This is a genomic window from Mycetohabitans sp. B2 (assembly GCF_021733735.1).
Lineage (GTDB): Bacteria > Pseudomonadota > Gammaproteobacteria > Burkholderiales > Burkholderiaceae > Mycetohabitans > Mycetohabitans rhizoxinica.
Window position 1 is genome coordinate 74,166 of the sequence record NZ_JAHKSP010000066.1, and the last position, 16,521, is coordinate 90,686.

General features: G+C 63.6%; 10 protein-coding genes. 5 read left to right on the forward strand and 5 right to left on the reverse strand.

What is annotated here, in order from left to right:
• Positions 1–21 precede the first annotated feature (21 nt).
• The 4 genes from KPG66_RS14900 (at position 22) to KPG66_RS14915 (ending at position 6,400) form a co-directional block, all read left to right on the forward strand.
• Entirely contained in the window at positions 22–1,398 is a 1,377-nt protein-coding gene (locus KPG66_RS14900; protein WP_237071305.1) for an undecaprenyl-phosphate glucose phosphotransferase, read from the forward strand.
• A 146-nt stretch (positions 1,399–1,544) separates the two neighbouring features.
• Positions 1,545–2,825: a polysaccharide biosynthesis/export family protein gene (locus KPG66_RS14905; protein ID WP_237071306.1), complete on the forward strand. Its 1,281-nt coding sequence runs from the start codon at positions 1,545–1,547 to the stop codon at positions 2,823–2,825.
• A 70-nt stretch (positions 2,826–2,895) separates the two neighbouring features.
• Complete coding sequence (locus KPG66_RS14910) at positions 2,896–5,232, forward strand: polysaccharide biosynthesis tyrosine autokinase (protein ID WP_237071307.1); 2,337 nt, start codon at positions 2,896–2,898, stop codon at positions 5,230–5,232.
• Complete coding sequence (locus tag KPG66_RS14915) at positions 5,216–6,400, forward strand: glycosyltransferase family 4 protein (protein ID WP_237071308.1); 1,185 nt, start codon at positions 5,216–5,218, stop codon at positions 6,398–6,400. The genes KPG66_RS14910 and KPG66_RS14915 overlap by 17 nt, the downstream gene beginning before the upstream one ends.
• Before the next feature lie 181 nt (positions 6,401–6,581).
• Here KPG66_RS14915 and KPG66_RS14920 read toward each other — a convergent pair whose 3' ends face one another.
• Complete coding sequence (locus tag KPG66_RS14920; RefSeq protein WP_237071309.1) at positions 6,582–8,633, reverse strand: sigma-54-dependent Fis family transcriptional regulator; 2,052 nt, start codon at positions 8,631–8,633, stop codon at positions 6,582–6,584.
• A gap of 488 nt (positions 8,634–9,121) precedes the next feature.
• Between KPG66_RS14920 and KPG66_RS14925 the strand changes: the two genes are divergently transcribed.
• Positions 9,122–9,952 carry a response regulator transcription factor gene (locus KPG66_RS14925; RefSeq protein ID WP_237071310.1) on the forward strand — a complete coding sequence of 277 codons (831 nt, stop codon included), beginning with the start codon at positions 9,122–9,124 and terminating at the stop codon, positions 9,950–9,952.
• A gap of 30 nt (positions 9,953–9,982) precedes the next feature.
• On the opposite strand, the gene KPG66_RS14930 is transcribed toward KPG66_RS14925, so the two are convergent.
• The 4 genes from KPG66_RS14930 to KPG66_RS14945 all read right to left on the reverse strand — a co-directional run bounded on the left by KPG66_RS14930 (position 9,983) and on the right by KPG66_RS14945 (position 16,434).
• Complete coding sequence (locus tag KPG66_RS14930) at positions 9,983–10,192, reverse strand: dodecin (protein WP_041754685.1); 210 nt, start codon at positions 10,190–10,192, stop codon at positions 9,983–9,985.
• A gap of 196 nt (positions 10,193–10,388) precedes the next feature.
• Positions 10,389–11,981, reverse strand: a complete 1,593-nt coding sequence (locus tag KPG66_RS14935) for an efflux transporter outer membrane subunit (RefSeq protein ID WP_336886366.1) — start codon at positions 11,979–11,981, stop codon at positions 10,389–10,391.
• On the reverse strand, positions 11,981–15,208 hold the full coding sequence (locus KPG66_RS14940) for an efflux RND transporter permease subunit (RefSeq protein ID WP_237071312.1): 3,228 nt from the start codon (positions 15,206–15,208) through the stop codon (positions 11,981–11,983). Before KPG66_RS14940 ends, KPG66_RS14935 begins: the two co-directional genes overlap by 1 nt.
• Complete coding sequence (locus KPG66_RS14945; RefSeq protein WP_442929453.1) at positions 15,205–16,434, reverse strand: efflux RND transporter periplasmic adaptor subunit; 1,230 nt, start codon at positions 16,432–16,434, stop codon at positions 15,205–15,207. The genes KPG66_RS14940 and KPG66_RS14945 overlap by 4 nt, the downstream gene beginning before the upstream one ends.
• Between the last annotated feature and the right edge of the window lie 87 nt (positions 16,435–16,521).

Genomic DNA, 16,521 nt, shown 5'->3' on the forward strand with positions numbered 1-16,521 from the left:
GTTCGCGCGGAGAAATTCATAATGCTAGGAATCGTTGCAAGGCTATCGGACGTCTTGCTCGTTGCGGCGGGCGCATGGCTGGCGCATGCGTTGCGCTACAACGGCTCATTCGACCTGACTGACGCGGAGCGCTCGCTGGTGGCGCTGTCGTGTGCATTGACGCTGCTGGTCTTCCCGCCATTGGGTATCTACCGCTCGTGGCGGGGGCAGACACTGTACCGATTGTTGTCACGCGTCACACTTGCTTGGTCCGCGGTGGTCGTGCTCGGCTTGTGTTTCATCTTCACGCTGCATCGCAGCAACGACATCTCGCGCCTGTGGCTGGGTACGGCGGTGTTGGCCTGCGGCGCGTTGCTGCTCGCGGGCAAGTTGTTTATCCATGTGGTATTGCGCAAGGTCCGGCAAAGCGGAAAGAACCAACGCTCGGTGATCATCGTCGGCACCGAAAGCTATAGCCGCGCCGTTCTCGACCAGATGCATGCGGCGTCGGAAGCGGGTTTTCGGCCGGTGTATGTGTTCGACGATAGCGGCACGGCGCCTTCGGCTTGCATTGGCGGCGTGCCGGTACTGACGGACTTCGCGCAACTTGCTCGCATCGTGCGTGCCGGCGGGATCGATGAAATGTGGCTTGCGTTGCCGTTGTCGCATGAACGTGCGATTCAGCGCATCGTGCGTGAGTTTCGCCACGATTTCGTCAACCTGAGGTTCTTGCCGGACGTGCGAAGTATGACGCTGTTCAGTCAGTCGGTCACCGAGGTGTTAGGCATGCCGGCGATCAACCTGGCGGCCAATCCGGTTTCCGACCCGCAACTGTGGCCCAAGCGGGTGTTTGACCGGTTGTTCGCCTTAGCCGTGCTGGTGCCTTTGTTGCCGCTGTTCATTGTGCTGGGCATCGCGGTGAAGCTCTCGTCTCCCGGCCCGGTGCTATTCAAGCAAAAGCGCAAGGGCGTTGATGGACAGGAGTTTGAGATCTTCAAATTCCGCACGATGCGCGTGCACCAGGAGCAGCATGGTGTGGTGCGCCAGGCTTCGCGTCATGACGCGCGCATCACCAAAGTCGGCGCGTTCCTGCGCCGCACGTCGCTGGACGAGCTGCCGCAATTTTTGAACGTACTGCTGGGGCAAATGTCGGTGGTTGGCCCGCGGCCGCACGCGATCGAGCACGACGACCTGTACAAGGAATTGATCGACGGCTACATGTATCGCTACCGCATCCGCCCGGGGATCACCGGGTGGGCTCAAGTCAATGGTTACCGCGGTGAGACGCGCAAAGTGGAAAAGATGGAAGCGAGAGTCAAATTTGATTTGTTCTACATACAAAACTGGACGTTCTGGTTCGACATCAAGATTATCTTAATTACGCTGGTGAAGGGTTTTGTCGGCCGTAACGCATTTTGAGCCGTACCGATCGATGTACCGCGCGTCGGCCCGGTGGCCCGACGCATTGCTGCTGGACGAAGTGGAAAGAAAATCTGCGCCCAAGGCCATCCGCCGCGCATGTCGCGCGTTTGCTCCGGCCAGCCGCGCAAAAAGGAGAAACGAAGATGTTGAAGTGCCCCATGTGGATGACTGTCGCCATGACGGTGGCATTGTCCGGCTGTGCGTTGGCTCCGGGACCGACATTGGACTCGAGCCGCATGCATGACGATCTAAGCAAACCGACTGATACGACGACCTACGACGTGAACCTGATCACTCCGGAACTCGTCTTCAAGCTGAAAGAATCGGATGCGGCCGATGCGCGCGCGCGCGAAGCGAGCCTGCACGCGATGCCGGCTGATGAGGTAAGCGACTACCGGGTCGGGGTGAACGACGTGCTGGGCATCACCGTATGGGGGCATCCGGAGCTGACGCAAGGCGGCAATGCGGCGACGGCTCCGCTGCCGGACACGGGCACGCTGCAGGGCATGGGCAGCCTGGGGGCCGGCCAGCAGCAGCCGCAAAGCGCATTCAGCACCAATGGTCCGGGCGAGCTTGACGCGCAGGGCCAACGGGTCGCCGCCGATGGCGCGATCTTCTTTCCGTCGCTGGGTCGCGTGCGGGTCCTGGGACAGAGCACGGTGCAGATCTCGCGACTGTTGTATAACCGGTTGAAGGGCCGTCTAAAGAACCCGCAGATTGACGTGCGCGTGATCCAGTATCGCAGCCAGCAAGTACAGGTGACTGGCGGTGTGAAAAATCCGGGGCAGTTGTCGCTGACCGGCTCGCCGATGCGGGTGATTGATGCGATCAATCGTGCCGGCGGTGGTAATCCGGACGCGGATTTGCAGCGGGTGCTGGTGTCGCGTGGCGGTAAAGTGATCACGATCGATGCGACGCGAATCCTGAACCGGGGCGATATGCGGCAGAACATCGTGTTGCAGAACGGCGACATCGTGAACGTGCCGGACCGGACGCAGAACCGCGTGTTTGTAATGGGCGAGGTACCTAAGCCGCAGACGGTGTTCATGAACCAAGGCCAGTTGACATTGGCTGACGCGCTGACCGCAGCCGGCAGTATTGATCCGGCCGGGGCGAACCCACGGCAGATCATCGTGATCCGCCATCCCAATCCGCCGCTCACGCAAATTTCCAATGGGCAGGATGGCCTGGAGGAGGGCTTTAAAAAGGCCAGCTACGCGCCGGCCGACAACAAGCCGGAGATCTTCCGACTGGACATGACACAGGTCGATGCCATGATGCTGGCCACCGAGTTCGACATGAAGCCGTTGGACGTGGTCTACGTCGGCACCGCACCGGCTGCTCGCTTCAACCGCCTGCTTGCACAAATCCTGCCTTCGGCCGAATCGTTCTATCTGGTCTGGTCGGTGGCGCACAACCGCTAACAATCGATCGACGCAGACACCCTGGGCATGATTCGAATCTATGGCAACGAGCGATAACTGAGGATTTCACATGGAAGCGCGACACATCGACATGGGCTATTTGCCGCCGTCGGGCGCAAGCGAGGGGCTCGTACCGCGAGACCTGGTTCGCGTGATCACTGACAACCTGTGGGCTGTGGTCGGCATCGCGGCGGTGATGACGGCGCTGGCGAGCGCGTACGCGTTCTTCGCCACGCCGCTGTATTCGGCAGACACGCTGGTACAGGTCGAAGTGCCCAAGCAAAACGAGTTGGCAGACCTGGTCACCAAGCAGCCAAGCCAGAGCAACAGCTCGCCGAATGAACCGCCGACGCAGACCGAAATGGCGATCGTCACCAGCCGCGCGGTCCTTGCACCGGTGATCGCTCAGTACAAGCTGGACGTGCTCGTGACGCCGCATCGGTTTCCGGTGCTGGGCAAGATCGCCGACGCGTTAGCCACGCGTGGCGAGCCGTCGCGGGCGTGGTTTGGCCTGTCTAAGTACGCATGGGGCGGCGAACTGGTGGACATTGCCCAACTGAACGTACCGCGCGAGTTGCAGGACAAGAAGCTCGAGCTTAAGGTGCTCGGCGCTCGGCGTTATCAGTTGCTGAACGAACGGGGCAACCTGCTGGTGAATGGTGTCGAGGGCCAACTGGCGCAAGCCGGCCCGGTATCGATGCTGGTCGAACGGCTGGCGGCGCGCGACGGCGAGACGTTCACAGTCGAGCGTTTGAACGAAGTGACGGCGGTACGGCGCTTCATCAATCAGCTCAAGGTCGTGCAGATCGGCAAGGAAACCGGCATCGTGCAGATCAGCTACGAGAACGGTGATCCGGCATTGGCCACAGCGGTGGCCAATGCGGTGACGCAGAATTACATCGGCTCGCGTGTCACGCAGACGCAGGAAGAGGCGAGCAAGATGCTGGCGTTCATCAACAATGAGCTGCCGCGGCTGCGCGACGACCTGAAGCAAGCTGAGGCGCAACTGCAGTCGCATCGGGTTGCATCCGGCTCGATGCAGGCGACTACCGAGAGTCAGAGCTATCTGCAAGGCAGCATTGAATTCGACCGCCAGATCGCCGCACTGAACCTGCAGCGTACTCAACTGCTGGATCGGTTTACGCCGCAAAGTCCTGAAGTCAAGACGGTCGATGCGCAGCTGGCGCAGTTGCGTGCGGCCAAGGGCAAGTTCGAGTCGCGTTTCGATTCGCTGCCAAGCGCTGACCGGCAATCTGCCGATCTGGCGCGTGATGCGAAGGTGGCTGAGGAAATTTACGTAGCGATGGTCAATAAGGCACACGAGCTGTCCGTGTCGCGCGCCGGCACGGTAGGCAACGTGCATGTGATCGACACCGCGGTGCAACCTTCCACGCCGGTCAAGCCGCGACGCGCGTTGATCATTTCGGCCGCGATCGTGCTCGGTCTGATGCTCGGCGTGCTGTATGTGATATCACGCCGCTATCTGTCGCAATCGGTCAGCGAGCCCGAGCAGCTCGAGAGCAAGCTGCGCCTGCCGGTGTTCGGTGCGGTATTGTTCAGCGACGAGCAGGTGCGGCTGGCGCGCACGCCGCCGCTGCCCGTGTTGCCCGGGGCACGCGAGCCGTCGCTGCATGGCGACGCGCGCGGCGCGACGGCGCTGGTCGCGTCGCCCGATGCAGTAGCGGGCGGGTATCAGCCGCGTCCGCACGCCGGCGGACTGCTGGCGGCCACGCGCCCACACGATGTCGCGACCGAAGCGCTGCGCGGCATTCGCACGATGCTCAACTCAAAACTGCTCAGTGCTACGAACCGGATCGTGATGGTGACCGGCGCGACGCCTAGTACCGGCAAGAGCTTTATTTCCGCCAATCTCGCTTTGCTGTACGCGCAAGCGGGCAAGCGCGTATTGCTGGTCGATGCGGATCTGCGCCGTGGCCGGCTGGGCATGCATTTCGGACTAGCGGCGGATACGGTGGGGTTGGCCGAGCTACTCGGCGACGGATTGGCGCCGGAACAGGCGATCCATCCGACCAGTGTGGCCAACCTGTCGCTGCTGCCGGCCGGCGCACGTCCCGGCAACCCGTCAGAGCTGTTGGCGATGGAGCGCATGGCGGAGCAACTCACGCAGTTCAATGAACGGTATGACTTGGTGTTGGTCGATACACCGCCGGTGCTGGCGGTCGCCGATGCGTCAATCGTCGCCGGCTACGCGGGCGCAACGGTGCTCGTGATGCGGGAGAACGCGCAGACCGAACTGGAAGTGCAGGAAACGCTCAAGCGCCTGGGCCGGGCCGGCGCCCAGATAGCCGGCGCGATCTTTAACGGGATGTCGGCGCGCCGCAGCGACCGCCGCAGTTACGAGTACATCTACGCTTATACGCGGGAAGGCGATGCGTCGGCAGCCTGAGCGTAAGTGTTCGCATGGTGGCGCCGCGCCGCTCGCGGCCGTCTCGCCGCCGCGCGTGCGGCCCGCCGCTGGCGGCGCCGCGCCGGCGCCCATCACAATCAACGGCAAGTTCACGTCGCAGCGGCTCACCGGCGTACAGCGCGTGGCGCGCGAATTGACCGCGGCGTTATCGCAGCAGTGCGGCACACTCGCTGCGTCGCCGCTGCTGCTGGTGCCCCGCGACCACATAGACAGTGAACTGCCGGCCGCCACGCCGCGGCACGTGGTGCCGTATCTGCGCGGTATGCTCTGGGAGCAGCTCGCGCTGCCGTTTGCCGCTGGCTCGCGCACGCTGCTCAGCCTGTGCAACATCGGCCCGCTGTTTAAGCGCCGCCAGGTCTTGATGATCCACGATGCTGCCGTATTTGACTTGCCGCAAGGTTACTCGACCCAGTTCCGCCTGTGGTATCGCTTCGCGTTCGCGCTGCTCAAGCGTAACGTGCAGCATATTATCACGGTCTCGTCGTTCTCGAAGGGGCGCATCGCTGCGCGGCTCGGCGTGCCGCCCGAGCGCATTTCCGTGATTCCGCCCGGTGTTGACCACTTTGATCGACTCGAGAGCGACTATGCCGTGCTGCAGCGGTTGAGCCTGTCGTTTGACCGTTTCGTGCTAATCGTCGGTTCGCTGGCGCCGGGCAAGAATCTCGCACGCACGCTGGAAGCAATCGCCTTGCTCGAGCGCGAGCATCCGGGGCTCACGTTTGTGATCGCCGGCGGGCAAAACGTGAAGGTGTTCGGTTCATCGTTGCCGCGCGCCGCCAGCGTCGCCAAGCACATCGTCTGGGCCGGTTACGTCAGCGATGGTGAGCTTAAGGCGTTGTACGAGAATGCGGCATGCTTCGTGTTTCCGTCGTTATACGAAGGGTTCGGCTTGCCGCCGCTCGAGGCGATGTACTGCGGCTGCCCGGTAATCGCCTCGCGTGAGGCGTCGTTGCCCGAAGTGTGTGGTGACGCGGCACTTTACTGCGACGCGCATGATGCAGCTGACATTGCAGCGAAGATCGTCGAGTTGATGGGCGACGTTGAGCAGCGCCGCGCAATGCGCGAGAAGGGTCGCGCTCATGCGCAGCAGTATCGCTGGGATACGTCTGCGAGCCGCTTGCTACAGGTGCTACGCCAGTTCGGATGAGGGCAGCGCCGCGGCGCACGGCCGCCTGGCGGAGGACCACCGCCAGGGTGTGCCCGTGCGATGCTCGCTCGGCATCGCCGCCGTTGTCGCAGATCAACGCGTAGATGAAAGATGTGGACGGCGCGTTGCCGAAGTCAGGCCGCCGCGGTGCTTCACGTCGGCACCATAGGCGCGTGTTGTGTCAGCCGGCTTCGCCGAAGCGGGGGCGAGCGATGCCCAGCTTGGCCAGTCGCCGATACAGTGTGGCACGCGACATGCCCAATGCACGCGCGGCGCGCGTGGCATGCCAGCGATGCTCAGCCAGTGCGTCCAGGATCCTGGACCGCTCGATGGCCAGCATATCGTAGGCATGCGTGTTGCCGAACCGCTCGCCCGTTGCATCGCCATTCGTAGCGTGCCATGCTACGCTTGCGTGCGGCGGATGTGGATGCGAATGCGGTGATTGCGCCAGAGTATCGAGCTGCGTGCGGACATCAGCCGGCAAGTGCGCTGCCGTGATCAGCTGCGTATCGCAAAGCAGGCACGCGTAGCGCAGCACGTTGCGCAGTTGCCGGACGTTGCCCGGCCACGGGTGGCGCGCCAGCCGTGCGAGCAGCGTGCTGTCGAGCGTGAGCGCGCGGGGCACACGCCGCGCCTCGTCCTGAAATACGGCGACGATCACATCTTCGATATCGGCTCGATCGCGTAACGCCGGCATCGTCAGCACGACGCCGCTGAGCCGATAATACAAATCCTCGCGGAACTGCCCGGAAGCGACCATCGCGTCCAAGTCGCGGTGGGTCGCGCAAATCACGCTCAGGTCGACCTGCACTGGCGTATCGGCACCCAACGGCAACACCTCGCCTTCGGCGAGCACGCGTAGCAACCGCGTTTGCAGATCGATCGGCATGTCGCCGATTTCATCGAGGAACAGCGTGCCGCCGTCGGCTTGCGCGATGCGCCCGCGCGCGCCTTTCGAGCGCGCGCCGGTGAACGCGCCAGGCGCGTAGCCGAACAACTCGCTCTCGATCAGCGATTCCGGAATGGCGCCGCAGTTCACCGCAATGAAGGGCTGTTTGCTTCGTTCGCCGGACGCATGGATGGCTTTAGCGAACATTTCCTTGCCGGCGCCTGTTTCGCCCAGGATCAGGATGGGTAGATGTTCGCCCGACAGACGTAATGCGATGCGCGCATTGCGCGCGATCACCGGGTCACGGCTGTCGAGAAATACGCGCATCGACGGCGGCGCCGAGCGCACCGATGTATCGTCGGCCGCGCGAGGGGAGGCCGGTAAGGTTAGCGGCGACGGTTGCCACGGCGACATGCCTGCCTGTGGCGCGCGTATCCGCGCGTACAGCATATCGCTCGTGGCATGCGAGCGCAGCGCAGTCATTCGTTGCAGCCCGTCGATGGAAAACAGGTCCGCGTCACGCACGTCGAACAGCATCGACAGGTGCGCGGGCGCGCCCGACGCGAGTATCGGAAACCGCTGCTTGGCCTCGCGGTTTGCCGCGACAATGGCGCCACGCTCATCGAACGCAATCAGCACTTCCGGATTCACCTCGACGAAGTGCGGGTTGCCGTGACCGAACAACAGCCAGTACTGCGCCGTCTGCTTCACGAAGTACCCATCCTCGATCAACTGCGCGGTATGCCGTACCAGTTGATGAACGATGCTCTGGCTGTCCGCGCTATCGGGCGACTGCAGCGCGGACGCATCCACAACGCCGATCAGCTTGCCGTCCGGCGCGAGAATCGGCGCGGCGGTGCACGTGAGGGTCGTGAACAGCGAACGGAAATGTTCGACCTTATGCACGGTCATCGGCGTGCATTCGGCGAGCGCGCTGCCGATGCCGCAAGTGCCTTGCTCGCGCTCGGACCAGCAGGACCCAATGTACAGTCCCACCTCTTTGTACTGACGGCGTAAATGCGGATCGACTCGGTAGTCCACCGTCACGCCTTGCGCGTTGGCCAGCAGCACGCAGTAGCCCGCGCTGCGCAGCGTGTCATGCAGGCGTGATAGGTATTGACCGGAGGCGAGCAGGAAATCCTCTTCCTGTTGCTGGATCTGCTTGAGTTCGTACGCCGTCAGGATCCGCGGCGATACCGGCGATGTCGGGTCGATGCCATACAGTTGCAGTGACCTGTGCCACGACGACAGCAGCCGCGGGCTGGTATCCGGAGAATCACTCGTGCCATTGCGGACCGCATCGATCACACGGTCTACGTGGGCGGTTTTCGGATCCCTTGCCATGAAGTCACCACCCTTCGGCCGTCATGCGCCTGATTGTTCCTTCGTATCCCGCAGGCATTCGAGGCCCATATCCCGCCACCCGTCTTTCATTTGCGAATGTATCAGTGTATCGATGCGTGAGATACTGTGTGCCAGGCCCATGAATCGCCTTGCCGGCCCCGTCAATCGCGGCTGGCGGTCCGAAGCGCGTGCATCCGGCACTCGGCCGGCGGTGCTGCATGGGTCAAAACTGTCTCAAGCCATCGTTTGCATGTGAGCATGCCGAAACTCGTAAACGTTTGCAAGAGTTCGTTTTTTACGACAGCTCGACGCCAATGGCATGGTCGTTGCTTTTAGCAGTCTGAATCGGACAGCGATCGTTGCTTCGCCGTCAGATAAATGAAATAAGTTGAAAGAATAATGAAATGTTAGCGTAAGTCGTTGCCCGCAGCAATGGGTCGATGTGGTTCAGTGCGACGTGGGTAGACGTCAACACCTTATGGACTACTATGTTTTGTGTCACCGATCGAAATAGTGACCTGCTCCAGTCACCGCGCGCGGGGCAACGGGGCGTCCCGGCCAACGCCACGTGCCTGTTGGATGAGGGTGCCGCGGGCTTGACCGTCGCAGTGCTGGTCCAGGACGTGGGGCTTCATGCGCGTGTGAGGGCTGTGCTGCAGGAATATGGGATCGCCTGCCGCCAATTCGACGACGACATCTCGCTGGTCCGTGCGGTATCTCGCCATGCATTCAGTGCGGTGCTGCTCGACGCGACGGCAGGCGTCGATCCATTGCAACCCATCTTGGCGCGCCGGCTTTGCTATCGCGCGCTGCTGATGCCGGTGATCCTGATTGGCGTGGCAGGCGACGTGGCGGACAGCACGGCGGTGTTCGAGTCGGGCGCCGACGACGTCGTGTTGGCGCCGGTCAACGCGCGCGATTTAATGATCCGGCTGCAACTCGCGATACTGCGTCATCGCCGCGACGCGCGCGCGCGCGACGGTCTGGAGCCTGTATTGCAGCGTGGCGAGTACCGGCTGGATCGGGGCGCATGCACCGTATCGCTGCAGGACAGACAGGTGCGGCTTACGCCGCGCGAATTCGAAGTCGCATGGATACTGTTCTCGAACGAAGGCGAATACGTTAGCCGTGAACATATCGCGCGCACGGTATGGGCCGGTTCTGACAAACGCGTCGATGGCGCGCTGGACCAGCACATTTACAAACTGCGCAAGAAGCTCGCGCTCAACGGCGAGAACGGATGGGCGATTCAGCCGCTATACGGGCATGGGTACCGCGTCGTCGCACTGGATGCGACGGGGCCGCGGCAGGCGGCGTGAGCGGCACCACGTCGGTTCGGCAGCGGTGGATCAGTCCTCGATCCGCAGCCCGACTTTGAGGCTGACCTGCCAGTGAATGACCTTGCCGCTCTCGATATGGCCGCGCGTGTCGGTGACCTCAAACCAATGCAGGTTGCGCAAGGTCCGTGACGCCTTCTCGATTGCGTTTTCGATGGCGTGCTGGATGGATTGCGTCGACGATCCGGTCAATTCGATCTGTTTATACACGTGGTCGCTCATGGCTTTCTCCCGGCAAGGTGGACAACGCTGGTGGCGCGTCGTCGCGTTCAGTCTCGTATGGTCGTAGCACGGCGTATGCCAGCTGCTACCTGCGCCGCGTGGGTGATATGGCGGTGCGCCAATAAGGCATGGCATGGCAGCGAGGGCAATCCGCATGTCGCTCGAACAGCCTGACGTCTGCGCACGGCGAGCGGCGCTAGCGTTGCGCCGATGTGTCGACGGCGGGCGAGCCCATGGCCTGGAACAACGATGCGGTATTTGCCAGTCTCGCGGCGCGCGCGCGTACCGCATGGATACGTGCGGACTGCGTTTGCTGTTCGCTGGCGCGCACCGCCGATATCGGTAATGCACCCGACTCATAGCGTTGTCTTGCCGCTTGCGTGGCTTGTTCGGCCGCCTGCTGCGCGGCAAGCGCGGCTGCCTGCGTGCGGGCATCCTGCTCCAGGGCGACAAGCGTATCAGCCACGTCGCGGAATGCGTTCAGCACGGTTTGCCGGTACTGGTCGAGCGCCGCATCATAGGCGTGGAGTGCGGCCCTGCGCTGCGCGCGCAGGGCACCGCCATGGAACAGCGGCTGAGTTAGACCCGCGCCGAGGTTCCACAGACGGCCGGCGGCACGGGTCGCCAACGGCCAGCTCAAGCCGCCTTGGCCCCACGATGCCGACAAGGTCACGCTCGGAAACATCTGTGCAGTTGCGACGCCGACCTCGGCCGCTGCCGCCTGCACCGCCGCGTCGGCGGCGAGCACGTCTGGACGCTCGTGTAGCAGCGTCGATGGCAGTGATACGGGCACGGTGTCCGGCAATGTGAGGCGGTCCAGCGCGAGGTCTTCAGGCGCTGCATCCGGCGTGCGGCCCATCAACACGGCCAGGGCATGCCGCGCCGCTAGCCATTGCGCGCGCAGTGGCGGCACCGCGGCCGCGGCCGCCTGCGCGCTTTGACGTGCATTGAGCGTATCGATCTGCGAGGCGGCGCCCAGTGCGACGCGCTTGTCCGTGTCGTCGGCTTCGGCCGCCGCCAATGCGGCGATGCGCGCTTGGGCATCCCATTGTTCGTGCAGCGACGCCGCGGCTAGCGCGGCGCTGACGATGTTGGCCGCGAGCGTGCGACGCGCGGCGTCGAACTGGTACGACTGGACATCGACCCGCCGAGACACTGCCTGGTTGGCCAGCCGCGCTGCGCCAAACAGGTCGATCGTGTAGTTTGCGCGAATTTGTCCGACAAAGGTGTTGTAGCGCAATGTCGGCGGCCCCTGGGTGGGCATGCCCAGCGCCCGTTGGCGCTGCACCTGCCCCCCAGCGTCGATTGACGGCAGCATGGATTCGCCGATCTGCGCATGCAGCTGTTCACGCGCGGCAGCGAGGGTTTTTTCTGCTGCCGCCAGCGTGGCGTTGTTGCGCAGCCCTTCATCGACCCACGCGTTGAGGGTGTCGGACTGGTACAGCATCCACCAGCGCGGCACTGCACGCGCGCCGAGCGCGAAGCGCTGCGCTACGCCTGCCGCTGTTACGCTCTGCGCCGCACCGGGCTGTGCGGCATAGTGGGGCGGCGCAGGCGGCGCGGGCCGTTCGCTCGGCGCGAAAGCGCACCCGCCGAGCAGCGTGGCGCATGCCGCGGCGACGCAGGCTGTCGTGGCGAGCGCCGCTCGCCTATTGACGACGCGGTACGGATGGATCCTGCAGGTGGGTGATGCGCGTAAGCCAGGCCACCGCCTCGACATGAAGAACAAGCTCGACACGGGCTCCGGCGTTGACATGGGTGACAACAACACTCTTGGAAAACGACGCATCATCGTGCCTCCTGCGGCGGCTGGGTTTCGTCGTTACGCACACGGAACCACGTGGCGTACAGCGCGGGCAGGTAGAACAGCGTCAATATGGTGGCGCTGGTGATACCGCCCATCAGCGCAGTCGCCATCGGGCCGAAGAAATTGCTGCGCAGTAGCGGGATCAGTGCCAGCACCGCAGCGGCGGCAGTCAGTGTGATGGGCCTGAAACGGCGTACCGTCGCGCCGACGATGGCGGCAAGGCGGCCATGTCCGGCCGCGATATCCTGCTCGATTTGATCGACCAGGATCACGGAGTTACGCATGATGATGCCGAACATCGCGATCACGCCGAGCAATGCGACGAAGCCAAACGGCTGGCCGAACGCGAGCAGTGCGGCGACTACGCCGATTAGCCCGAGCGGTGCGGTCAACACCACCATCATCACGCGAGAGAAGCTTTGCAACTGGATCATCAGCAAGGTCAGTACGGCGATGACCATCAGCGGCAGTTGCGCATTGATCGATGCTTGCGCCTTCGCGTTTTCCTCTACCGAGCCGCCGACCTCGATGCGATAGCCTATCGGCAGCTTCGCACGCAGCCCCGCCAATGCCTTGTCGATCGACTTTGTGACGTCGATGCCCTGGGCGCCGCCGCGCACATCGGACTGCACCGTGATCGTTGGTTGCCGATCGCGCTCCCAGATCACCGCGTATTCGAGCCCATACGACAGTTGCCCGAGCGTGCCGAGCGGCACAGGCCCGGACGGCGTGGGCATCGCCAGCGACGCGAGCGCCGACGGGTCAACACGCTCGTTGCGGGGCGCGCGCAAATCTACCCCGATCAGCTTGTCACGCTCGCGGTATTGCGTGACCGTGTAGCCGGACAGCGACATCTGCAGGAAGCTGGCAATATCCTGCGACGATACGCCCAACTCGCGAGCCTTGGCCTGATCGACCACCCAATGCACCGAGCGCTGCCCGGGCTCGTCCCAGTCGAATTGAACGTTGCGCGTGCGAGCGTCGTCCTGCATCACCGAGGCGACTTGTGTGGCGATTGAGCGTACCGTCGCGATGTCGTCGCCGCTGACGCGGAATTGCACCGGATAGCCGATGGGTGGGCCATTCTCCAGTCGGGACAGCCGCGTGCGAACGCCACTGAAGTCGGTCGTGAGTTTGTCGTCAAGGAAGCGCGCGAGCGCGTCACGGTCCTTCACGGACTTTGCGGTGACGACGAACTGCGCGAAGTTGGGCAGTTGTAGTTGCTGGTCTAGCGGCAGGTAGAAGCGCGGCGCGCCGCTGCCCACGAAGCTGACCGCATGATCGATCTCCGGCCGCCCTTTGAGCAGCGCCTCAATGCGCTGCGTTTCCCGCAACGTCGCGTCGAATGATGCGCTTTCGGTCAGCCGCACGTCGATCAACAGCTCTGGCCGCTCCGAACTCGGGAAGAACTGCTGCGCGACCAAACCGAAGCCGCCGAGCGCGACCACGAAAAGCACGAGCGTCACGACTAGCACGGTGAAGCGGCGCTTGACGCACCAGGTAATCCATACGCGCAGGCGTGCATAAAAGCGCGTGTCGTAGATATCATGCTCGTGTTCTTGTTCTTGTTCTTGTTCTTGTTCTTGTTCTTGTTCGTGCCCATTCCGTTGCTTGTGTCCGTATACTTGCTTCTGTTCGCGTTCGTCTGCGTGCCTCCGTGCTTCGGGAACAGCAGGCCGCTTGCGCTCGGGCAGCAGGTGATAGCCGAGCAGCGGGATCACGATCACCGCGGCGAGCCACGATAACAGCAACGCGATCGCGGAAACCTCAAAGATCGACCGGGTGTATTCGCCGGTGGCCGACTTGGCCAACGCGATCGGCAGAAAACCGGATACGGTTACCAGCGTACCGGTGAGCATGGGAAACGCGGTGCTGGTGTACGCGAATGCAGCCGCTTTCGCGCGGCTCCAGCCTTGTTCGAGCTTGACTGCCATCATCTCGACCGCAATGATCGCATCATCGACCAGCAGGCCGAGGGCGAGCACCAGCGTGCCCAGCGACACCTTATGTAGCCCGATATTGAACACGCCCATCACCAGCGCGGTCACGGCCAGCACGATCGGGATCGAGATGACCACGACCATCCCGGTGCGCAGCCCGAGCGATACGAGGCTGACCACCAGCACGATGCCGACCGCCTCGGCGACGGCCTCCATAAAGTCGTCCACCGAATGCGACACGGCGTGCGGCATGCTGGAGACCTCGGTCAGCGCTAGCCCGGCAGGCAACTGCGTGCGCAACTGCTGGACGCGCGCGTCCAGCGCCTTGCCGAGCTTGATCACGTCGCCGTCTGGCTGCATCGTCACGCCGATGCCGAGCACTGGGCGGCCGTTGAAGCGCATCTGCGTGACCGGCGGATCATCGTAGCCGCGGCGGATCGTGGCGATGTCCCCCAGCCGGAACGAACGGTTGTTGATGCGCACCAGCGTATCGGCGAGCGCGTCGACATGATTGTATTGGCCACTCGGCCGCACGAACACGCGGTCATCGGCGGTGGTCAGCACGCCGGCCGCAGCGACGGCGTTTTGCGTGTCGATCGCATGGGCGAGTTGTTGGGGGCTGATGCCGAGCCGGGACAACTGTGCGTTCGAAATTTCAATATAGATGCGCTGGTTCGGATCGCCGAAATAATCGACTTTTGCGACGCCGGGCACGCGCAGCAACTCGCCGCGCAACTGGTCCGCATAGTCGTGCAGCTGCGCGGCAGAAAATCCGTCGCCCTCCAGCGCATAGATGTTCGTGTAGACGTCGCCGAACTCGTCGTTGAAAAAGGGTCCCTGCACGCCGGGCGGCAAGGTAGGGGCGATGTCGCTGATCTTCTTGCGGACCTGGTACCACGTGTCTGGCACGGTCGAGGCTGGGGCCGAATCCTTGATCGTGAAGAACAGCAGCGACTCACCAGGGCGCGAGTAGCTGCGCAGGAAGTCGATCTTTGGGGTTTCCTGCAGCTTGCGGGCGAGCCGGTCGGTGATTTGCTGCTGGACTTGCTGGGCATCGGCGCCGGGCCACCGTGTCTGGATCACCATCACTTTGAAGGTGAAGGGCGGATCTTCCGATTGCGATAGATTCCGGTACGACAGGATGCCGGCAAGCGTCACCAGCACCAACAGGAAGACCACCAATGCCTGGTGTCGCAGTGTCCAGGCGGACAAATTGAAGCGTCCTTCGTCATGTGAATGACCAGGCGGTTTGTATGGAGCGCCGGTCATAGTGCGAAATCCTCCGGATGCAGCGGCGCAACGGGCTTGACCTGCTCACCCGCGCTGACCGTGTGCACGCCGCGTAGCACGACGCGCTCGCCGTCGGTCAGGCCGGCGCTGACCACTACGCTGCGCTCCGTGTAGTGCGACACCGTGACCGGGCGCAGTTCCAGCGTGCCCACGTCTTGTTTGTGCGCATCGCGCGGCTGGCCGGCGTCGCGCGACGCGGCATTGGCACGAATCACCCATACCGCCGGGTGTTCGTTTTGATGAAACAGTGCGGTGGCGGGCAGGACGATGTCATGGTTGAGCGCCGCGCGCGTGGCGTCCGGCTGAAAGGCCACGCGGGCAGTCATGCCCAGGCGCACCGTGTCGGCGCTGCCGTGAGGCAACTCGAGCGTGAGCTTGGCGCGATAGGTCCGGCTGGCCGGATCGGCGCACGGCGCCAACTCGCGCAGCGTCGCGGTGAACGCCTGGCCAGGCAACGCGGCAAGCGTGACGCTGGCCTTCGCGCCGAGACCGATGAAGGCCAGGGTGCGCTCCGGCAGGTCGCAGATCACGTCCCGCGCGCCAGACCACGCGAGTTGGTAGACTGCTTGTCCGGCCGACAGGTTCTGTCCAGTGTCGGCTAGTTCCTGCGTGATTACCCCCTCGTGGTCAGCGACGAGCGTGGTGTAGCCGAGTTGATCCTTCGCCAGCGCGGCTTGCTGAGCGGCGACATCGCGCTGCGCGAGGGCCGCGGCATGGTTGTCCTCGGTTTGCTCCAGTTGCAGCTTGCTAATCAGGTTTGACTGCGCTTGCGCGCGGTCGCGCTCGAGCTGCTGCCGGGTGAACAGCAGCCGGTGTTCGGCCGCGCGCAACTGTGCGGCGGCGCTCGCGGCGTTCTTGCGCGCATCGGCGGGATCGAGTTGCGCGACGATCTGACCGGCGCGCACGGCGTCGCCCAGGTGGACCCGGCGCTCGATCAGTTTGCCGCCGACGCGAAACGACAGCGGCGTCGAGAATCGTGCGGCCACCTCGCCGGGAACGGTTGTCGCGGCCATGGCGCCGGCTGTGGCACTGTGCACGGTAGCCGCCACGACTGGTCGAGCGGGCGCGGCCGGTGCAGCACGGTCGCGGCACGCGTTAAGCAACACGAGCGCGCTCAGCACGCTGGCGATCGCGGTGCAGTACGACGAGTACGGCGCCAGGCGCGGGCGACGACGTGAGGCGGAAGGCAAGACAAGAGCTTTCACAGCAACTCCGGCGAGGGGCGACGGACGCAATGAGCCGATGCGTCGCCCGGACACGCCTGTGATGCGCGTGGCGCCGCATCTGCCCGC